Annotated in this window: 18 protein-coding genes; 8 read left to right on the top strand and 10 right to left on the bottom strand. The window is 53.7% G+C overall.

The window, feature by feature from the left end; translation table 11 throughout:
* Positions 1-36: 36 nt before the first annotated feature.
* The 5 genes from DI14_RS07780 to DI14_RS07760 form a co-directional block, all read right to left on the bottom strand.
* Positions 37-1,080, bottom strand: coding sequence for a LacI family DNA-binding transcriptional regulator (locus tag DI14_RS07780; RefSeq protein WP_021066665.1), 1,044 nt, complete (start codon positions 1,078-1,080; stop codon positions 37-39).
* Between the two features lie 51 nt (positions 1,081-1,131).
* On the bottom strand, positions 1,132-2,643 hold the full coding sequence (locus DI14_RS07775; RefSeq protein WP_034807221.1) for an alpha-amylase family glycosyl hydrolase: 1,512 nt from the start codon (positions 2,641-2,643) through the stop codon (positions 1,132-1,134).
* Positions 2,644-2,666: 23 nt separating this feature from the next.
* Entirely contained in the window at positions 2,667-3,500 is an 834-nt protein-coding gene (locus DI14_RS07770; RefSeq protein WP_021066667.1) for a sugar ABC transporter permease, read from the bottom strand.
* A gap of 1 nt (position 3,501) precedes the next feature.
* Positions 3,502-4,857, bottom strand: a complete 1,356-nt coding sequence (locus DI14_RS07765) for a carbohydrate ABC transporter permease (RefSeq protein WP_021066668.1) — start codon at positions 4,855-4,857, stop codon at positions 3,502-3,504.
* Positions 4,858-4,962: 105 nt separating this feature from the next.
* On the bottom strand, positions 4,963-6,231 hold the full coding sequence (locus DI14_RS07760; RefSeq protein WP_081825849.1) for an extracellular solute-binding protein: 1,269 nt from the start codon (positions 6,229-6,231) through the stop codon (positions 4,963-4,965).
* 374 nt (positions 6,232-6,605) lie between these two features.
* Here DI14_RS07760 and DI14_RS07755 point away from each other — a divergent pair, with 374 nt between their 5' ends.
* Together DI14_RS07755 and DI14_RS07750 are read left to right on the top strand one after the other, a co-directional pair.
* Positions 6,606-8,390: a glycoside hydrolase family 13 protein gene (locus DI14_RS07755; RefSeq protein WP_034807220.1), complete on the top strand. Its 1,785-nt coding sequence runs from the start codon at positions 6,606-6,608 to the stop codon at positions 8,388-8,390.
* A gap of 155 nt (positions 8,391-8,545) precedes the next feature.
* Complete coding sequence (locus DI14_RS07750) at positions 8,546-9,904, top strand: MATE family efflux transporter (RefSeq protein WP_034807218.1); 1,359 nt, start codon at positions 8,546-8,548, stop codon at positions 9,902-9,904.
* A gap of 66 nt (positions 9,905-9,970) precedes the next feature.
* Here DI14_RS07750 and DI14_RS07745 read toward each other — a convergent pair whose 3' ends face one another.
* On the bottom strand, positions 9,971-10,708 hold the full coding sequence (locus DI14_RS07745) for an enoyl-CoA hydratase/isomerase family protein (RefSeq protein WP_034807217.1): 738 nt from the start codon (positions 10,706-10,708) through the stop codon (positions 9,971-9,973).
* 156 nt (positions 10,709-10,864) lie between these two features.
* Here DI14_RS07745 and ybaK point away from each other — a divergent pair, with 156 nt between their 5' ends.
* The 6 genes from ybaK to DI14_RS07715 all read left to right on the top strand — a co-directional run bounded on the left by ybaK (position 10,865) and on the right by DI14_RS07715 (position 16,103).
* Complete coding sequence (gene ybaK, locus DI14_RS07740) at positions 10,865-11,329, top strand: Cys-tRNA(Pro) deacylase (RefSeq protein WP_034807215.1); 465 nt, start codon at positions 10,865-10,867, stop codon at positions 11,327-11,329.
* 17 nt (positions 11,330-11,346) lie between these two features.
* Positions 11,347-12,045, top strand: a complete 699-nt coding sequence (pssA, locus tag DI14_RS07735) for a CDP-diacylglycerol--serine O-phosphatidyltransferase (RefSeq protein WP_034807214.1) — start codon at positions 11,347-11,349, stop codon at positions 12,043-12,045.
* 90 nt (positions 12,046-12,135) lie between these two features.
* Positions 12,136-12,885 carry a carotenoid biosynthesis protein gene (locus DI14_RS07730; protein WP_034807212.1) on the top strand — a complete coding sequence of 250 codons (750 nt, stop codon included), beginning with the start codon at positions 12,136-12,138 and terminating at the stop codon, positions 12,883-12,885.
* The gene (locus DI14_RS07725; protein WP_034807211.1) at positions 12,851-13,549 is read left to right on the top strand and encodes a lysophospholipid acyltransferase family protein; all 699 of its coding nucleotides are present in this window, start codon (positions 12,851-12,853) and stop codon (positions 13,547-13,549) included. The genes DI14_RS07730 and DI14_RS07725 overlap by 35 nt, the downstream gene beginning before the upstream one ends.
* Positions 13,546-14,613, top strand: a complete 1,068-nt coding sequence (locus tag DI14_RS07720) for a glycosyltransferase family 2 protein (RefSeq protein WP_034807209.1) — start codon at positions 13,546-13,548, stop codon at positions 14,611-14,613. Before DI14_RS07725 ends, DI14_RS07720 begins: the two co-directional genes overlap by 4 nt.
* Positions 14,614-14,636: 23 nt before the next feature.
* Entirely contained in the window at positions 14,637-16,103 is a 1,467-nt protein-coding gene (locus DI14_RS07715; RefSeq protein WP_034807207.1) for an NAD(P)/FAD-dependent oxidoreductase, read from the top strand.
* 421 nt (positions 16,104-16,524) lie between these two features.
* Here the strand turns inward: DI14_RS07715 and DI14_RS07710 are convergent, their stop codons facing one another.
* From DI14_RS07710 to DI14_RS07695, 4 genes are all read right to left on the bottom strand, one after another.
* A complete protein-coding gene (locus DI14_RS07710) occupies positions 16,525-17,364 on the bottom strand; it encodes a squalene/phytoene synthase family protein (protein ID WP_034807205.1) in 840 nt (279 codons plus the stop codon).
* Positions 17,333-18,808 (bottom strand): NAD(P)/FAD-dependent oxidoreductase, encoded by a 1,476-nt coding sequence (locus DI14_RS07705; RefSeq protein ID WP_034807203.1) that lies wholly within the window; start codon positions 18,806-18,808, stop codon positions 17,333-17,335. Before DI14_RS07705 ends, DI14_RS07710 begins: the two co-directional genes overlap by 32 nt.
* Positions 18,805-20,328, bottom strand: coding sequence for an NAD(P)/FAD-dependent oxidoreductase (locus tag DI14_RS07700; protein WP_152545886.1), 1,524 nt, complete (start codon positions 20,326-20,328; stop codon positions 18,805-18,807). The genes DI14_RS07705 and DI14_RS07700 overlap by 4 nt, the downstream gene beginning before the upstream one ends.
* Before the next feature lie 71 nt (positions 20,329-20,399).
* The gene (locus tag DI14_RS07695) at positions 20,400-21,401 is read right to left on the bottom strand and encodes a trans-aconitate 2-methyltransferase (protein WP_034807199.1); all 1,002 of its coding nucleotides are present in this window, start codon (positions 21,399-21,401) and stop codon (positions 20,400-20,402) included.
* Between the last annotated feature and the right edge of the window lie 3 nt (positions 21,402-21,404).

Raw genomic sequence — 21,404 nt, 5'->3', positions numbered from 1 at the left:
TAAAAAAACCTCCCGCATGAAACGGAAGGTTTGACCTCATTCAACGATTTCAGTTTTCTTTTTCTGACCACATGACTGACGAACGACCAAATAATGCGGAACGATGACGCGTTTCCCGTAAGGTGGCGCGCTGTCTCCAATCTGTTCAATCAGACAGTTCGTTGCCTCGAAACCGAGGCCGAAGATGTTGATTTCGACCGAAGTGAGCGGCGGATTCGAATGTTCGGCGATGTAGACGTTGTTGAAACTGACGACGGCGACGTCCTCAGGTATCTTAAGCCCCATCTCACTGAGCGTGCTGATGACGCCGAGCGCCATCATATCGTCACTGACGACGACGGCTGTCGGTGGTTCCTCTAATTGGAGCAACTCCCGCACGGCTTTGGCCCCGCCCTTCGTCATGAACTCGGCACGAGCGATATAGTCTTCCCGAACCGGGATGCCCGCCTCCATCAACGCTGTCGCGTACCCGTTGCGACGATCTTGTGTGACGGCGAGTTTATCGGATCCCCCGATAAAGGCGATGCAACGATGGCCGAGGTTGTATAAGTGTTTCGTCACTTCACGCCCGGCCAAATAGTTGTCCGTGTCGACGTACGTAATCGACGAGGCATCTCCAAACGGCTTCCCGACGACGACGAACGGGAATTTTGTCTGACGTAAATATTGAACGACTTTGTCGTCTTCACGTGAGTACAAGACGATGACGCCGTCAACGCGACGGCCTTGGACCATCTCGATGACCCCCGACAAGACCTCTTCTTCGGTCACGCCCGTCGTCATGTAAAGCGAGTAACCGTTTTGGTGGGCTTTCGTACTGATTCCACGCAATACTTCAGGGAAGAATGGATTTTGAAGCGTTTTCGTCGCTGCGCTCGGCATGACGAGACCAATCGACTGTGTCGAGCGGTTGGCGAGACTTCGCGCGTGAATGTTCGGATGGTACCCGAGTTCTTCCATCGAACTGCGTACACGCTCTTTCGTTTTCTGACTGATACGCGGACTGTTGGCGATGACGCGAGACACGGTCGACGGTGCGACATTGGCGTGTTTGGCGACATCTTTAATCGTGATTTGCATGATGATCCCCCTTGCTTCCGTTAATTCATAGTTCCCTATCACAGGGTATCGTCAGCTCGCGCTCTTGCGACGCTTCCACATGACCAATCCAGTCAAGAAAATCGGGATGGCGATGACAAGTAGACCGATCGTCCACATGTTCACTTCCGATTCTTCGACGATGTAGGCGTTCGCGCTTTCTCCTGCGAGCTTGATGGTGAACGTGCCACGTTTGTCGGTGACAAGTTGTGAGAACAAGAGACCACGAAGGCGTGTATCTTCTCCGACTTCGCTTACCTCGAATTCAATCTCTCGGTCCTCGGCGTTCATATTGATAGCGTACAAAGCGACATCGTCGCCGTCACGACGCTCGAACACGGCCATGCCGTCTTTCGAGGCGATCATGCGTTGTTCGCCGGTCGCGAAGACGGGATATTCCTCTCGCATCCGGTTCATCATCGTGACGTATTCATGGAGCTCTTCATTTCCAGGGAAATCGGTCATGGCCCGGTTCGCCGGATCGGCTCCGCCCTTTTGTGCGTTCTCCGTCCCTTGGAAGACGATCGGCATGCCTGGAGACGCATAAAGGGCGAACAATCCGAGGCGTAGGCGACGCTCGGCCGACTCGGCCCCGCCGAGTTCCGCGACGTGCATGAATCGTTCTACGTCGTGGTTATCGAGGAACGTCGCCATTTGGTTCGGGTCGTTGAAGAACGTCTCGGCGTAGCTGGCGGCCACGTCGATTTCGTCTACACTCGCCGACTTTTGCGTCATCGTCTTCGAGACGCGGTCGTAAAACGTGAAGTTCGTGATGCTGTTGAAGCCTAGGTCATCATATTCCGCGACGTACTGTGGATCTGGGTCGAACACTTCGGCCAACAGATAAAAGTCGGGGTCGACGGCCCGGACCGCTTTAACGAAGTCTTCCCAAAACGGTTTGTCGACGTGACGTACCGTATCGAGACGATAGCCGTCAATGCCGGTCTCTTCAATCCAATACGTGGCCGCCTCGAGTAAGTAGTCTTTCACTTCCGGATCTTCCGTTTTGAAGTCCGGCAAGTCGAACAGCCAGTGCGTCTCGACTTGTTCTTGATCGTTCCAAAGCACGATCGGCAACTCGTCATGGAACCAGCCCGGTCGTTCTTCGACCCATGGATGTTTCGGACCGACGTGGTTGACGACGAAGTCGAGGATGACTTTCATGTCCCGTTTATGGGCCTCGTCGACGAGTTCTTGCAAATCTTCTTTCGTCCCAAATTGGGGATCGATGTTATAAAAGTCTTTAATCCAATATCCGTGATAACCGTCCGGCATGTTCTCAAACACCGGTGTCAGCCAGACGGACGTGAACCCGAGCGACTCGATATAATCGAGCTTTTCAATCACGCCGCGGATATCGCCCCCGTGAAAGGCTTTCGGGTCATCTTTGTCGACCTGCGCGTTGTTGTTCGGATTCCCGTCAACAAATCGGTCGACCATGATAAAGTACATGCGTTCCTGTTCCCATGATGCTGCTTCTTTCGCTCCGACGATTGTTGGAAACAAAAGAAGCGACAGAAGAACGAGCACGACGCCTCGCCTCATATCGCTTCCCCCTTAAGTGAGTATTATCCTTTCGTACCACCGGCAGTGAGACCCGAGACGAAGTAGCGTTGGAACATGAAGAACAAGAGGACGATTGGGAGGGCCGAAAGGACGGCGCCTGCCGCGAACAACGTGAAGTTGTTGTCGAACTGTCGAGAGATCATGTTGTAAAGACCAACCGCGAGCGTCTGTTTCTCTGGTGAACGAAGGACGAGCGATGCCAAGATGAAGTCGTTGAACGGGCCCATGAAGTTGAACAAGGCGATCGTTGCGACGATTGGCTTCGCGAGCGGCAAAATGATTTGCCAGAAGATACGAAGGTGACCGGCACCATCCATCCGAGCAGCTTCATCGAGCTCTTTCGGAATCGTATCGAAATAACCTTTTGCCAAGTACGTGTTCATCGGGATTGCGCCTCCGGCATACAGCAAAATAAGGGCTGTGTGCGTATCAAGAAGGTTGAGCATGTTCAAGAGCACGTAGATGGCGATGATGGCAACGAATTGCGGGACCATCTGTAAGACGAGGAACATGACGAGCGAGTTCTTCCGTCCCACGAAACGGTAACGCGAGAAGACATAACCTGTAATCGTTACCAAAACGACTGAGAGCAACATTGTGATGACTGCAATTTTTAATGTGTTCACATACCATAAACTATAATCCGAAATAGATAGATCGAACAAGTTTTTATAGTGAATAAATGTCGGGTTCGACGGAATGATGGTCGATGTGATCGTACGACCCGGGTTGAATGACGTCCCGACCACCCAAAGCATTGGATAGAGAATGATGATCGACGCAAGCGTCAAGATGACATAAGAGAACGCCAAATTGATTCGTTTTTGTTTTTTCATATCAGATCATATCCTCGTCTTTGAAAGATTTTGTCCGACGGAACTGGATGACGGCAAGTGTCATGATGAAGAATGACAAGATGAGCGTAATCGCAGCCGCAAGTCCGTATTGCGGGTTGGCTCCGAGCGACAATTTGTAAATCCATGAAATCAAGATATCGGTACCACCGGCAGTTTGGCCCGGAACAGCCGGTCCACCACCGTTAAAGAGATAGATGATGTTGAAGTTGTTGAAGTTGAACGTGAACTGCGTGATGAGAATCGGTGCTGTTGCGAACAAGAGCATCGGTAATGTGATTAAACGGAACTTATCAAAGATGGTCGCACCGTCAATCGTCGCCGCTTCATATAAGTCACCCGGGATGGATTGAAGCACCCCAGTCATGAGCGTCATGATGAACGGGAAGCCGAGCCACCATTGAATCAAGATGAGCGCACTGCGTGTCGCCGTCGGATCGGTCATCCAGTTGATCGGATCAAGTCCGAACGCCGGAAGAATCGTCGTATTGAATACCCCGAACGATTCGTTGAACATCGAACGGAAAATCAAGATCGTGATGAACGCCGGTACGGCCCATGACAAAATCAAAATTGAGCGGAACAAACGACGGAAGCGAAGACCTTCTTGGTTCAAGAGAACTGCAAGGAAGATCCCGATGGCGATGACACCGACCGTCGAAGCGACTGTCCAGACGAGCGTCCAACCAAGAACGCCGACGAACGTGTCACGGAAAATATCAATTTCAAAGATTCGTGTGAAGTTCTCAAATCCGACCCATTCCACGAGTTTCGCCGGTGGTGCGTTGTTGTAGCGATAGTTCGTGAAGGCGATCAAGAATGTGAAAATCAATGGAAGAATAACGGTGAAGACGAGCAAGATGAGCGACGGAATTAACATCAGGTATGGGAATCCGTGGTCGCGCAAGTTGCGAAGTTGCACTTGGAACGTTGCAACGTTTAGGTGCTGATCACGAATGCGACCGACTCGGTAAGCGTCACGAATGTTCCAGACGTAGAACGCGATTCCGAAGAAAAGTAAGATCAATGCGACAATACCTTCTACCATCAAGAAGATGGAATGGTCGTTACGAGGTCCTGCCACTTCGCCAAGCGTGATCAATCCCCAAAGGCCGCCACGGTCGCCAGGTCCAGCGCCTGCTCCTTTGAAAAAGAGATCGTAGTTTACTGCAAAATAAGACATGATGACAATAAAGAAAGCGATCGCTTTCGCTTTTTGGTTGTTATAAAATTGACCGGCTCCCGGAATGATCGAGAGTAATGCAGCGTTCCGAGCATGATTGGTCGGTTGTTTGTCCGGACGTTGATCCGGCGTTTTCGGGTTCGCAATTGAAGCCATCCTCAATTTCTCCTTTCAATTTGAGCAAATCAATCGAGCAAGCGTTTGCTCAATTCTAGAAAATGAGGGGGAACGCCAGTCGGCGTACCCCATCATTTCTTGTCCTTATTGGTTGTTCGCTTGGATTTGTTGCTCGATGACTTTAACAGCATCGTCAGCTGATTTTTGTGCATCTTGCTTGCCAGTTGCTACGAGCTGAAGTGCTTGTGCCATTGGCTCCCAAACTTGTCCCATTTCAGGAATGTTAGGCATTGGGATTGCGTTCGTCGCTTGATCGAATACCGCTTTCGCTACTTCGTTCGACGTGATTGTCTCGTTCGACTCAAGAGCAGCTACTGGTGGAATCTCGTTGTACGCTTCGAACATCTTCAATGCGTTCTCTTCGTTCGTGAGTTCTGCGAGGAACATTTCAGCCCACTCTTGGTTCTCCGTGTAAGCTGAAAGTGCGTATGTCTTCACGCCCATGAACGTCTTGATTGGCTCACCGTTCGGAAGTGTCGGCATTGCTGACGCGCCGAGGTTGATGCCTGCGTCTTGGTAACCGGCTACAGCCCAAGGTCCGTTCATGACTGTGTGTGCTTTCTTCTCAGTGAAGAGTTGGTCCATCGCTTGGCCACCAGACTCGCCGATCAACCCTTTAGGGAAGAGACCTTCTTGGTACCATTTGCCGATGTACTCGAAGCCTTCGACTGCGCCTTCGTTGTTCAAGCCGATGTCAGACGGGTCGAGCGCGCCGCCATCTTCTTTAAATACGTAGCCGCCGAAGCCAGCGATGACGCCGTGTGCGAAGTAGAAGTTATCCCAAAGTCCGAGGAATCCGTATTCGCCGTCACCTTTCACGTCATTCGACAATTCGTACAACTCATCCATCGACGCTGGTGCTTCTGATACTAAATCCTTGTTGAACATGAGGATTGGTGTTTCAACTGATTTCGGGTAACCGTACGCTTGACCGTCGAACATGACAGCTGTTTTCGAAGCATCTGTAAACGAATCGAGTGCGCCTTCGTCAGCGAGCGGTGCCAAGTGACCTTGGTCAGCGATCGTTCCGATTTGGTCGTGTGGTACGAGAACGATGTCTGGACCTTTACCAGCCGGGCCATCGAGGGCAAGCTTGTCTTTTTGGTCCGTCATCTGTACTTCGACGACTTCAACTACGACGCCATGCTCTTCTTCAAACGCCTTGGCAACTTCTTTCGTCGTTTCCGACTTTTCAATATCTTCCCAAATCACGATTTTTTCTGGCTTGTTCTCGCTAGAAGAACCGCCGTTTTCGTTAGAAGAACCATTGTCCGTACCGCCACCACATGCAGCGAGTGCACCGAATGCGAGTACTGCCGTTGAAAGTCCTGCTACCATCTTTTTCATCTTCATGATGAAAAACCTCCCCAAGGAAATAGTATGGTCAGATTTGCGCAAACGTACTGTCCGATTGATTATAAAATGATACTCCGCTACGAAATCAACCGTTCAGTGAAAACGTTTGCATCCTCACCTCAATTTTTATTATACAGTTGTGTAAGCGTTTTACAAGTCTTTTTTTTAGGATTTTTTCTTGCCGTTAACCCATTTATCTCTTTTTTAATTTTTTGTCGTCGTTTCTTCAATAATTATCGCAATGTACGATTGACAAAATGTAAACGCTTTATTAACCTGTGCTTGAGCAAACGTTTTCGCAACTGTTGTTTCTTTTCCGAATCGACAGTGTAAAATGGTAACAACCCCAATAGAGAAAGGAACGATTTCATTTGATCAAAGAAGCTATTTACCATCGTGCCATGTCCCCGTTCGTTTACAAGTACGACCGCGAGACGATTCACATCCGGTTTCATACAAAAAGAAATGATATCCAATCCGTTGACTTAATTTGGAACGATCCGTACGACTGGCATTCAGAAGATCCGGCCATGTGGAACTTCGACCCGAGCAAGCCGAGCTTTTGGCGCACGTTCGAGACACCGATGGAGAAAATCGGCCACGATGATCAATATGACTACTGGTTCATCACTGTCAAGCCACCATTCCGCCGGCTCCGTTACGGCTTCCGGCTCCATGACGGCAACGAGACGGCCGTCTTCACCGAGAAAGGTTGGTTCGAGGATAAACCGCTCGATGACACGGGCTACTATTTCTGTGTGCCGTTCATCAACCCGATTGACATCTTCCACGCTCCGTCTTGGGTGAAAGACACGGTCTGGTATCAAATCTTCCCGGACCGGTTCGCAAACGGCGACGCGTCCATCGACCCGGAAGGTACACTCCCATGGAACAGCGCTGAACCGAGTCAGACAAACTTCTTCGGTGGCGACTTCCAAGGGGTCATCGACCATATCGATTACCTCGTCGACCTCGGTATCACCGGCATTTATTTCTGCCCGATCTTCAAGGCGACGACGAACCATAAATACGATACGCTCGATTATATGGAAATTGACCCGCAGTTCGGGACGAAAGAGAAGTTCAAAGAGATGGTCGACTTGCTCCACGAGAACGGCATCAAAGTCATGCTCGATGCGGTGTTCAACCATGTCGGTTACCATCATCCATGGTTCCAAGACGTCGTCGAGAACGGCCCGCACTCGGAGTATCGGGACTGGTTCTATCTTCGCGACTTCCCGATCGAGACGACGCCAAAGCCAAACTTCGATACGTTCGCGTTCGAGAAAAACATGCCGAAAATCAACACCGAGCACCCTGCACTCAAAGCTTACTTATTAGAAGTCGCTCGATACTGGATCGAAGAGTTCGGTATTGACGGCTGGCGTCTCGACGTGGCCAACGAAGTCGACCATGCGTTCTGGCGTGACTTCCGAAAAGCCGTCAAAGATGTGAACCCAGAAGCGTACATCCTCGGTGAGATTTGGCATGATGCCCAGCCGTGGCTTCAAGGCGACCAGTTAGATGCGGTCATGAACTACCCGTTCACGAACGCGAGCTTGAACTACTTCGCTCTCGACCGGACGACGGCGTCGCAGTTCCGTGACGAGCTGACGCGTGTCGAGATGATGAACACGATGAACGTAAGCGAAGTGACGTTCAACTTGATCGACTCGCACGACACGCCGCGCGCACTCACCCGCGCCAAAGGACATAAAGGGAAGTTTAAACTCCTCATGACGTCGATGCTCACGTACACGGGCAGTCCGTGCATTTATTACGGAGACGAAATCGGGCTCGAAGGCGAGCAAGACCCAGGTTGCCGTGCCTGCATGCCGTGGGACGAGAAACTCGAAGACCGTGAGTTGTTCAACTTCACGAAAAAGTTGATTCAACTTCGTAAAGAGCATCCGGTGCTCGCGAACGCAGGCTCGTATCGCTTCAATCTCGTCGATGACGAAGAGAACGCCCTCATCATCGAGCGGTGTACGAAAGATGAGACGTATTTGATATACTTCAATAACTCAGACACGACGTCGAAGCTCAACCCGCTCTGGCATACCGGAAGCGCTTACGACTTGCTCAACGACCGCGATGTTGACTCACTTGAGCTCGAATTGGCACCGTACGGGACGGCGATTTTGAAAATGAAATGATATTCCTCAAACACCTGCTTCGGTGGGTGTTTTTTTGTTGAAAATAATTGACGATATCTCTTTCCTTTTCATTTCAAAAGGAGTAACATGACCCTTGTGATTTTTAAAACGTAAATATTTCATAGAGAGAATTGTAGAAACAAGGGAGAATACACATGCCGAATAAAAACACCGAACAGCTCAGCCTGTTCAAAATCTCATGGCCCATCTTTATCGAGCTCGCGCTCCATATGGGGACCGGGATTATCGCGACACTCATGCTCGCCCACTATTCCGATGCCGCCGCTTCTGCCGTCGGGGTCGCCAACCAAATTTTGAACGTCTTCTTAATCGTCTTCAGCGTCACGTCGGTCGGTGCCACGATTTTGATTGGCCAAGCGATCGGCGCCAACCGGATGAAGAAGAGCCGGGACTTCGCCCGGTCCGCCGTCAGCTTGAACATGTGGCTCGGTGTCTTCATGGTCGTTTTCGTGTTCTTGTTCGGCGAGACGTTCCTTCGTCTGTTCGGCTTGTCCGACGAACTGTTCACACACGGGATTTTATTCTTAAAGATTGTAGGGCTCTCGCTCTTCACCGAGGCGCTCATCATGGCACTGAGCGCGGTGCTCCGCAGCCACGGGATGACGAAGCACGCCATGCTCGCGACGCTCTTGATTGACGTCATCACGGCAATCGGCGCCATGCTCGCCGTCACAGGTTGGTTCGGCCTTCCGGTGACCGGTGTGGCCGGCGTCGCCTGGTCCATCGTGATCGCTCGTTTTGCCGCGATGTTACTCTTGTTTTGGATCGTCAAAAAACGGCTCATGCTCCGCTTCCCGATTAAAGAGTTGATTCGCCCGCAAGGTGACGACATCAAGGCACTCCTTCAAATCGGGGTGCCATCTGCCGGCGAGAACTTATCGTATCAGTTCTCACAAATCATCATCACTGGTTTCATCGCGACGATGGGTGAGGCGTCGCTCGCGGCGCGTGTGTACGTCATGAACTTGTCGATGCTCGCCTTCCTCCTCACTGTCGCGATTGCCCAAGGGACACAGCTATTGATTGCACGTGACATCGGCGGTAAACGGTTCAAGGAGGCTTATACTCGAGCCGTACGGACACTGAAAATCGCCATGTTCTCGTCGCTCGTCGCCTCGCTCGGCCTCGCGGTCTTCGGAAAATCGTTGCTCGGCTTGTTCACGTCGAACCCAGACATCATCGCAGTCGGGATTCCAATCCTTTGGGCGACGCTCATCCTTGAGCCAGGGCGGGCGATGAACATCGTTCTGATGGGCTCGCTGAAAGCGGTCGGGGACGTCCGCTTCCCGGTCATGATTGGGATTGCCTCGATGTGGGGTGTCGCCGTCGTCTTCAGTTACTTGTTCGGGCTCCAGATGGGTCTCGGGATTCTCGGGATTTGGCTCGCCTTCTCACTCGACGAGTGGTTCCGCGGCTTCTTCGCCTTCCGGCGTTGGAAGTATGGCACGTGGCAACAAAAAGGCTTCCAGTTCGAAGCAAAACCAACGGCATAACAAAAAGGGTGTAGACGACCAACGTCTACACCCTTTTCGTATATCTCCTCCATTTGCCCACACTCTTTATTTTTTCGTCAAAAAGGCGTGCATCGCTTGCCGATGAATCTCGGTCTGTCCACATTTTCGTTGCCACTGAATCTCTTCTTCGAGCCCCGCCTCGAACGATTCGGTCCGGAATAGCGCCTTCATCCCTTCGACGGCGACCGGCGACTGCTTTGCGAGCGCCTCAGCGTACTCCGTCAACGCTCTTGTGTAGGCGTCATCTTCGACGAGCTCGGTGACGAGACCGAAGCGTTCCGCTTGTTCGGCGTCAATCGTCCGCCCGCTCCACATCCAGCTGAGCGCGAGGTCTGGTCGCATCAACCGCTTCAAGTGATACGGTCCGCCCGCATCCGCGACGAGTCCGATTTTAATGAACGCCGAGCTGAATTTCGTCGAGCGTGCCACGATGCGGACGTCAGCAGCAAGCGCGAGGCTGAGCCCGGCACCGGCGACGACCCCATGGATGCCGGCGATCAGCGGTTTTTTGCACGACTCGAGCGCGCGTACGAGCGGATGATACACGTCTTCTAAATATGTCCCGTAATCGGCATCCCCTTCAATCGTCAAGTCTTGACCGGATGAGAAGGCCCGCCCTTCCCCGACGAGCACGATGACGCGTACGTCCTCGTCAGCTACGAGGCCTTTCATCGCCTCGGTCGCCTCCTTTAAGAGCGTCTCGTTTAACGCGTTCAACTTTTCAGGCCGATTCCATTTGAGCCAGCCTACCCCGTTATGTCGCGTGATTTGAATCGTTTCCATGTCTATTGCTCCCCCTTCTCATAAATGAATCGCTATTCATTTCGCCATTTCGTAAACTGTTTCCTTCCTGACATGAAAACTTCGTGTGTACGGATTGCCCGACACTACCACTATTTGCTATTCTTAGAGAAGCCATTCAACGAAAGGGTGGGCTTGATGCAACTGACGAACGCCGCTCGACAATTGAAGCAACGAAACATTCCGTTCACGTTCCATACATACGTGGTGGACCCGTCGGACGTATCGGCGAGCCATGTCGCTGCGTCGATGGGAAAACCGGTCGATCAACTGTATAAAACGATTTGTCTCGAAAGCGAACAGAATCGCCACGCCTTCTTCCTCATCTCCGGCGACCGTGATATCGATTTAAAGGCGGCCGCGAAAGCTTGGGGCGTCAAGAAAGTCACACCTGTCCCGATGAAAGAACTTGAAGCGCTTACCGGATACATCCGCGGTGGCGTCTCACCGATTGGGGCGAAAAAAGCGTTCCCCGTCTTTTTGCACGACAGTGCGAAAGAAAAAGCAACGATCATCATTTCCGCCGGTAAACGCGGCGCCCAACTCGAACTCACGCCAGACGATTTGCTCCGTTTCACGAACGGTCGCTGGTTCACTCAATAGAAATTGGAGGCAATATTATGTGGAAAGAACGAATCCGGTCATGGGTTCCTAACTCGTTTACGTTCGGTAACTTATTTTGCGGGGTCATCGCCATCGTCTATGCGGCGCGCGGTGATTTCTCAAACGCGACGTTACTCATCATCATCGCCATGATGCTCGACAGTCTCGACGGACGGCTCGCCCGTATGCTCGGCGTCGCCGGGGATTTCGGAAAAGAGCTCGACTCGCTCGCTGACGTCGTCACGTTCGGCGTGGCTCCAGCCTTACTCGCCTATTACACGTTCTTCATCGACTATGGCAACTACGGTCTGTTCTTCGCCGCCTTATTCCCGCTCTTCGGTGCCTATCGCCTGGCCCGGTTCAACTTGTCGGCGACGAACGTCACTGCGAGTTACTTCTCCGGTGTCCCGATCACGGCTGCAGGCGGTCTACTCGCTGTCGTCACGACGTTCGGCGATCGTGTCAGCGAACTACTCACCCCAATCTTTTTCACGGGGCTCGCGCTCCTCATGGTGAGCCGCGTCCGCATCCCGAGCTTCAAAGAAGTGCCGCTCCCGCGTCACTCATTCATCATCACGGTCAGCCTCGTCTACTTGACGTACATGATTTTCGCTCGTTGGAAAGAGTGGCCGTCATTCTGGTTCATCGCCGTACCGTTTTATATCCTTTTCATCGCCTTCTCGTTCGTCAAAAAGCGGAAGAGCATGGCAAACTGACGAGCTCCTCGACATGAGGGGCTCTTTTTTTGCACGCATTCATTAGACGCCCGAGTAAAACCTCTTTAGAATAGTATTTGAGGTGATGAAATGAAAGTGTATCCATGGATTTGGAAATGGTTTGTTGTTTGGTACGTCATCGGGGTTATCTTGGTCGGTTTCGACCTGCTCCCAAGTTGGCTCGAATGGGCGAACCCGGTATTCTTGTGGCTCGCTGGCGCCATCGGAGCGTTCGTGATTGCCGACGGGGTCCGTCACGCCCGATGGATCGTCCCGTTCATCTTTTTCGGGTCAATCGCCGTCGAGACGCTCGGTGTGAAGACGGGCTTCCCGTTCAGCGAGTATCTCTATGCCGAGGCGTTCGGTCCGACCGTGTTCGGTGTCCCGGTCACGATCGGGGCCGCTTGGCTCGCCGTCATCGGGGCAAGTTTTGCCGTGGCACGCTTTTTTAACTTTCAACGACGCACGCTCTGGCTCGTCCCGTTTCTCGCCGTCTGGCTCGACATGGCGATCGACCCGGTCGCTGCGAACGTGAAAGGGTATTGGGAATGGGCGAACGGTGGAATATATTACGATATCCCGACGCAGAACTTCCTCGGTTGGTTCGGTCTGTCGCTCATCTTCTCGTGGGTGCTCGACCGCTACGAGGTCGAAGCCGAACCGCTCTTGTTGACGCACGGCCGCTATTTGTTCGTCATGTTGCACGCCTTGTTCGGTGTGACGGCCGTCAACGCCGGTTTGTACGGCATCGGCGTGCTCAGCATCTTGACCGCAAGCGTCATCTACTTCGAACGGAGGGTCCGCCATGATCGAGTCGAACAAAAAGAAATGGTTCAATGACGTCTTCTCGCTTTTTGTGAAAGAGCGTCAAATCCGTCCGTTCTTCCATACGATTAACGTACGCGCCGATGACGTCCCGACCCCTGGCCTGTTCCTTGCGACCCACAGCTCGTTTTGGGACGGGCTCATCCTGCTCATGCTGAATCAGCATTACTTACGACATGACGTCCACGTCTTAATGGATGAGGAAGGCTTGCGACGCTTCCCGTTCTTTCGTCATCTCGGCGCGTTTTCGATTCAAAAAGGGAACTTGTCCGAAGTGCGGGCCTCGCTCGGCTATGCGTCCGACTTGCTCGAAGCAGGCAAGTCCGTCTGGGTGTTCCCACAAGGACGGGAGTACCCGCAAGAACATCGCCCGCTCGAGATTGGCACCGGGGCGACGATGCTCCTGACGAAACCCGATGTGCGGCTCTGCGCCATCTATTATGCGTTCGAGTCACATGCCGCACCGGTCGTGTACGTCCGGTTTCGGAACTATACGGTCGTCTCAGAAACGAGACGGCTCCAAAAGCGCGAGTTGGCAGAGGCGCTCGAGCGGCTCTATGACGACACGCGCGCCGATGTCATCGAACAATCGACGAACTACGTCCCCCTCTTCCCGCCAAAGCGGAGTCTCGCGGACTGGACCGAACACCTCTTGACATTCAGGAGGGGCGGCCGATGATTCTATTCGCGCTGACGTTTTGTATGCTCGTCTTCACGCTCGTCAACCTGTTATTTTTACGACCGCTCACCAAGCCCGTCGCTTCTCCCCCGACGGCCGTCTGCGTCCCACTCCGGAACGAGGAGCGGAACGTCCCGAAACTGATCGCCAGCTTAAAGGAAGCCGTTCCACGTGAGAGTCACGTCTATTTATACGAAGACCGGTCCGACGACGGTACATACGCCGCGCTCGTCCAATCGATTGCGGACGACCCCCGCTTCACCATCTTTCGTGGGGTGCCGCTCCCCGAAGGATGGGCAGGGAAGGTTCATGCCTGCCATCAGTTGGCGAGCCGGACGACGGAACCGTACCTCTTGTTCCTCGACGCCGACGTGACCATCGACCCGACGTTCATCGACCGGCTACACGGGACACGTCTGCGTGAGGGGGTCGTCTTTTTGTCCGGCTTCCCTCGTTTCCCGACCCCGACATGGCTCGGAAAACTGCTCATCCCGATGCAACACGTCTTGATCGCCCAACACTTGCCGCTGCTTTGGCGAAAAGTCCGTCACCCCGCTTTCGCCGCAGCGAACGGGATGAACGTCCTCGTCGAACGGACGAGCTATGACGAGGTCGGTGGTCATGCCTCGATTCACAACTCTTTGATTGATGACATCGATTTATGCCGGGAGTTCAAACGGCGAAAAAAATTGACGTCGCTCGTACAAGTGTCGCCGTACATCACGTGTGACATGTATGCCACGAATGAAGAAGTATGGAACGGGTTTTCAAAAAACGTATTCAAGGGAATGAATGAATCAGTGGGCATCGCCCTTTATTTCTTTCTTTATTACGGCGTCCAAGCATCGGCGTTCGTCGCCCTACTCGTCCGGCCCGACTGGTATTCGCTCGGAGCGGTCCTCTGCGTCCTACTCGCACGGCTCGCCATCGATTTGAAATCAGGGGGAAGACAGTTTTGGTTGCATCCGTTCAGCCTCATCGCCTACTTGGCGTTGCTTGCGAGCGCGGTCATCCGTAAATGGAGACGACAACCGATCACTTGGAAAGGCCGCATGTACCCTTAGAAAACGTTAGGAGGCACATCGCCATGAAACAAATTGCCATCATCGGGGCCGGTCTCGGCGGCTTGAGCGCCGCTGTCACCCTCGCCTCACGCGGTTACGACGTCACCGTCATCGAGAAAAACGAGCACGTCGGCGGCAAGCTCATGCCCGTCATCACCGACGGCCATCGCTTTGACTTCGGTCCGAACACGATCACCATGCCGGACGTGTTCCGTTCCGTCATCCGTAACAGTGGGGCGAACCCGGAAGATTACTTCGAGCTCGTCAAACTCGATTTGCATACGGTCAACCACTTCACCGACGGCTCGACGTTCACGTTCCGGTCCGGACGCGAGCAGATGGAAGAGGAAGTCCGACGCTTGACGGGCGGCAAGGCCGACCAAAACCAACTCGCCGACTATTTGGACGAGGCGGAGAAACTGTTCGAGATCGCGAACAAGCGCTTCTTCACCCGGATGGAGACGAAAATGGACACCGGGTTGTGGAGCGATATGATGAAAGTCCATCCGCTCACGAGCCTGCACGCGCTCCATAAGAAGTACTTCAAAGACCCGCGCATCATTCAAGCGCTCGACCGCTACGCGACATATATCGGCAGCAGCCCTTACGTCACACCGGGCACGTTCGCGCTCATCTCACACCTCGAATTGAATGACGGGGTGTATTACGCCAAAGGCGGAAACTGGACGATCGCCAAAGGCTTCGCCAAACGGGCCAGTGAACTCGGCGTCGAGTTCAAGCTCGGTCAAGAAGTGACGAAGATTGAAGTGATGAACGGCAAAGCCCACGCCGTCGTCATCGACGAGGAGGACGTGTTATCGTGCGACGCCGTCTTATTGAACGGCGAGTTGCTCACGCAGTACCCGCGTCTCGTCGATGCGATCCATCGTCCGTCGTTCCCGGTCCCGACACGTGATACGGTCGAACCGTCCGTCTCGGCATTCGTCGTCATGGTCGGATTGAACAAACGATTGAATCTTGCCCATCATAACGTCTACTTCTCTGACGACTATGAGGCCGAGTTCCGTGCCTTGTTCGAGGAAGAGCGCTATGCGGACGAGCCGACGATTTACATCTCGAACTCGTCCCATACGGACCCATCGATGGGTGAAGCCGGGGACAACTTGTTCATCCTCGTCAACGCCCCGGCCCACTTGACCGATATCGATGCCGAGACGTATGAACACCTCATCCGTCGCCGCCTCCGTAAGTTCGGCGTCGAGTGGGACGACGCGGACGTCGTCTATCATCATCGCGTCACCCCGCATGACTTGACCCGAGACTTCTACGCTTATTACGGAGCGCTTTACGGCACGTCCGCCAACTCGAAGAAAGGCGCCTTCTTCCGCCCGTCAGCCCGGTCCGAAGACGTCTCGAACATCTGGTTCGCGGGCGGGTCGACCCATCCGGGCGGGGGGAGCCCGATGGTCACGCTTTCAGGACAACTCGCCGCCCGCTCGATGTTAGAGGACATACCTCTGACAATTTGAACATTTTGTGAACAGAAGATTCGACACTTGTCGACAAGTCTGAGACGTGATAATATCATATTCGAGTTCAAGCAGTATTGTAACGTTTGTTACACCTGTAGCGATCGAATGGCTTCCCCGAGCCAATCGCGTTTTGAACTTGTCACACCCGAGAAAAAATGATGAGCGAGTTTCCCCACTCGTATGCCGTAGCTGGATCAGCATGCATCTGATGTTCCCCCTTAGTCCATCAAGCATCCTGTTTCAGCGAAGATGCCCCATCGTTTCATTCCCCATGAGACGAGGCACATCTTTAGGTGTTCATCACAAGCCGATTCGTTCGTTTCCCCGACGGACGGGTCACATAACGCTTACGCCACTTTTGGTCCCCCGCCAAAAGTGGTTTTTTGTGCGCAAAAAAAGCGGCCGCCTATACGGTCGCTCACAGTCGTGCCAATAGTTTTCCTTTTTGCAACGTCGAGACGTACGCGCGCTTGGTAAACACGTCATACGCGTTCCCCCTTGCCGCGTCTAAGATGCCTTCATAGAGGAGCGCTGCCGCCTGTACCGGTTTCCGGCTCGCCGGTGGGTAGAGGTGATGTGTTTCCCTCGCCCGGGTATATAAGAATTCAGCTCGACGGGCGAGCGTCTCCCAGACATCCATGAACGCAGGTGTCACTTTCCGGGCGAACAAGTCCGCCTCCGAGACGCCGAACTCAGCGAGTAGCGTTTGCGGGAGATAAATCCGGTCCCTGCTCAAGTCTTCGCCGACGTCACGCAAGATGTTCGTCAACTGCATGGCGATGCCGAGATCGATTGCGCCTTGCTTCAGGCTCGCCTTCTCGGTCGCGTCCGGCTCTGGTACGAGAATCGGCAACAGCATTAAGCCGACCGTGCTAGCCGCATAATAGCTGTATTGTTCCGTCTCCTCGAGCGTCGCGTACCGTGACTTATGTAAATCCCATTTCATCCCTTCGGCCAACTCGAAGAAGGGCGCGACGTCCATGTCATAACGGCCCCACACATCACGGAGCGCGACCCAAAGAGCCCCTTCGACGTCTTCGTTCGCCAAAAAGCGATTAAAGTTATGCAAAAACTCCGTCAGGCTCGCTTCCGGTCGGTCGGATTCGTCGACGGCGTCGTCGAGCAGACGGCAAAACGTATAGACGGCCGCGACCGCCTGACGGTCCGGCTTGGAGAGCAAAGAGAAGGCCCGATAAAACGTCAACGAGCCTTTCTTCATGATTTCCTCACATTGACGATACGCTTCTTGTGTCGTCATAGAATGCCTCCATTTCTTCTTCCATTCTTTTCACGAGTAGTTCGGACCCAATCATCACGATCGGGACACCACCGCACGGGTGTACCGAGGCGCCGACGGCGAAGAGCCGTTCGATGTGCGCATATGGTCGGGCTTGCGGTTTGAACGCCGCCGACTGCGAGAGTTTCGGCGCGATGCCGAAGCTGCCGCCTTCAAAGAGACCGAATCGCTCCGCGTCCATCGGCGTCCGAAGTTTCATCTCGGTGACACGCTCACTGAAGCCCGGTACAAGCGTCTCAAGCCGGCCGACGAGGTGATCGATCGTCCCGTTCGCCTCTAAATCAGAGCGCTCGAGCTTTCGCGGCACCGGTACGAGGACGTAGAGCACACTTGTGCCTTCGGGTGCGAGCGTTCGGTCGACCCGGGACGGATTGAACGTGTACATCGCCGGGTACTCGCTCAGTTTACCATCTTCAAAGATGGTTCGCATCGATCCGGCAAAATCGTTCGGCAAGTCAAACTGATGCACCGGCAACTCAATCTCACCGTTGACGGTGAAGTACAAGAGAAGCGTCGCACTCGATGGCTCGTATGCTTTCGGTTTGACGCCATCGATGAGTCGCTCCATGAGCGGGAAGTCCCCGTTCACGACGACCGCATCGTGCGGATGGGTGACGCCGTCGACGACGACGGCGTTCGCCCGTCCGTTCTCGACACGAACACGTTCGACACGCGCGTTCAGGTTGAACTGAACACCGCGACGTCTCAGCTCTTGTTCTAGTTTCGTCGCGAGTGAGAAATATCCTCCTTTGACGTACCAGACCCCTTCTTCTTGCTCACGGTATGGGATGAGACCGTAAAGCGACGGCGTCGCATACGGGTTACCGCCGATATAGAGCGTCTGCAGACTATAGGCGACGCGCAGACGCTCGTCTTTGAAGAATCGTTTCATGTTCTCATGTGCCGTCTCATACGCCTTCAGGCGCATGAGGAGGAGCAACAGCTTCGGTTCGAACAAATCCGACTTTGCTTTATAGCCACGGTCTAAGAACGACTCAAAGCCGATTTGATACTCGTCGCGCTTTTGGGTCATATACCCGCGGAAAGCATCCCCTTCCCCGAACATGCGCTCCACTTCTTCCGCTTGCCGCTCGATGTCGCGGTACTTGTAGAACGCCGTCCCGTCTTCATAACGGAGGCGATAGAGCGGGTCGATTTCGAGCAGCTCAACTTCCGTCTCGGGAAGACCCGCCTGTTTCAATTGCTGTTTCAGTTTCGACGGCAACAACACGATCGTCGGGCCTTCATCGACACGGGCGCCGTTGTCGAACTCGACATAGTTGAGACGTCCACCGACGCGCGCTTCCTTCTCATAAATCGTGACCTGCAACGATGGGTATTTATGCGTCAATAAGAGCGCCGCATACAAAGAGCCGATTCCGGCCCCGACGAATCCGATGTTCATTGGCCGACACCTGCCCGGTCGCGAAGCAAGTTCGTCGTGATGCGAGCCGATTCGAAGATGGTCGGCAGTCCGCTGCCCGGATGGGTGCCGCCGCCGACGAGCCAGACGTGGTCGAGTTCTTCAAACTGGTTGTGCGGACGGAAGTACATCATCTGTGACAAGTTATGGCCCAGATTGAACGTCGCCCCTTCATAGACGCCGAACGCCTCCCAGTCTTTCGGGGTGAGCGCTTGTTTCACTTCGATGTGGTCCCGGATGTCTTTATACGGGGAACGCGTCTCGAGCGCGTCGAGGACTCGTTCGGTCATCTTCGGCTCGAGCGTCTCCCACGGCAAATTCGATAAGTTGTTCGGTACCGGGACGAGCACGTAGAGTGAGGACTTGCCGGCTGGCGCGAGCGTCGGGTCGATCTTCGAGGCGTTTTGCACGTAGAACGAGAAGTCGTCGCTCAACTTCAAGTCTTTCGTCATCTCTTTGACGTTTTGCTCGTAATCGTCAGCGAAATGAATCGTATGGTGGCCGACGTCATACAAGCGGTCGAGCCCGAGATAGAGCATGAACGTTGAGCACGAGTAGCGTTTCTTCTGCAACTGCTCGGGGCTCCAACGCGATAACGTGCCGTTCGGGACGAGCGATGTCATCGCGTGGGCGAAGTCGGCCCCGATAATCACTTCATCAAACGAGTAGTGGACGTTGTTCGCGACGAGCCCGTTCACACTCTTCCCATCGAGCAACAACCGGTCGACCCCTTCACCGAGACGAATCGACCCGCCTTCTTCCTCGATGACGCGCGCCATCGCCGTACATAACTGGTTCACGCCGCCAATCGGATGATGGACGCCGTATGCGTGTTCCATATAGGACAAAATCGAGAATCCGCCCGGACATTCCCAAGCCGACATGCCGAGATATTTCGCTTGGAATGTGAACGCATATTTCAGCTCTTCGCTCGTGAAGTATTCCGATAACACGTCATAGAGCGATTTACCGATCGAGAGGAACGGCAACGCCTTCAAGACACGAAGCGACACGTAATCGGTCAAACTGTCGTGCGCCGTCTGAAGCACCGGCATCAGCTTCGACAGCTTGATCGCTTGCTCCGACATGAATCGCTCATACCCTTCCCCGTTGCCCGGGAACTGTGCCTCAATCGCCTCGAACATCTCGTCACGGTCCGTCGTCATCGACAAGACGCGACGGCCACGGTCGAAGTATAGATCGTACATCGGCTCGAGCCGTTTCATCTCGACGTAATCGTGCAAGTTCCGTCCCGTCTCTTCAAAAATCTCTTCTAGAATATATGGCATATTCAAAAAAGTCGGGCCACGATCGAACGCGAACTCCCCGACTTGTAGACGTGACGTCCGTCCACCGACGAACGGCTGTTTCTCGAACACGGTGACAGAGACGCCACGGCTCGCCAAAATCATGGCTGCGGCGAGCCCTCCTGGTCCGGCACCGATGACTGCAACTCTTTTTTCCGACACGTTGAACAACTCCCTATGTGAATAGTCTCTTATGCTTCTACTCCATTATAGAAACGAGTCGAGACAAGTTCAAATCTGAATCGGCTCGCCGTGTGTAGTCTATGTCAGTCGCCACGTTCGGCGATGACGATATACCAAGACCCTTCTGGGATGAACGGGATGAAGCGGACGTTCCCGAAGCCGCTTTGTTCCATTTGACGACGGAGGGCGCGAATCGTAGGAAGTGGATATAAATTATCGTGGAGCGTCATGAACGCGTTGAACGCCGAGGCGAAGCGTGCGCCGAGCGGGGTCTCCGCGAGCGGCGTGACGAGGACGGCGACGCCACGCTCATCTAGATTCTCGAGCATGCGTCCGAGTAGCTTCGTCCGTTCGTCCGGCGAGAAGTAATAGAGCATGTTGTTCATCATGACGGCATCGAACCGTTCATCATGGTCCCATTCCATGAAGTCGGCCACTTCGTAACGAATCTCACCCGTCTCATCTTTCTCCCGTGCCTCTTCGATGACGTCTTCCTCCAAATCGATCCCCGTCAATTTCCAGTCCGGCTCGAAGTCATGCAGTTTACGCAAATAGCCACCGTGGCCGCAACCGATGTCGAGCATCGTCTTGACGTCTGCCTGACGCAAGAGTTGCTGCACGATCGGGAAGGCGACCGTCTCGACGAGCGTCGACGTCTGGGCGACGACTTGGCCGTGCGTGGCCCCGTCGAACGTCTTCTGTTTCCCCGACTCTAAAAACTCCGGATAGGCGATGAGCGCCGGAATGTGAAGTTCCATCATCTCTTGCAACATGAAGCCGATACTACGCTCATCTTCATGCGATAATTGATACTTCAAGCTACGCGTTGGATAGTAGCGCCATCCTCGCTTTTTCAAGTGTCGAACGGCGACACCGACATCAAGCCAGCGCTCGAGCGCGAGTTTCGTCAGCGGCCGCTTCAATCGAAGCGTCATTTCCGCGTAGCTGGCCCCGCCTTGGAGCGCATCAAATAAACCGTACTTATAACCAATATAGCCATGCCATAACGGCAGGAACGACTCGGTTTGTTTCATCCATCTCCGCGCATGAAGCACGCGCGACCATTCATTCATCTGTTGATCCATCGT

The sequence above is a fragment of the Exiguobacterium sp. AB2 genome, from assembly GCF_000696055.1.
Lineage (GTDB): Bacteria > Bacillota > Bacilli > Exiguobacteriales > Exiguobacteriaceae > Exiguobacterium > Exiguobacterium alkaliphilum.
Note: the sequence above shows the minus strand (reverse complement) of the source record. Positions and strands in the feature narration are given on the sequence as shown.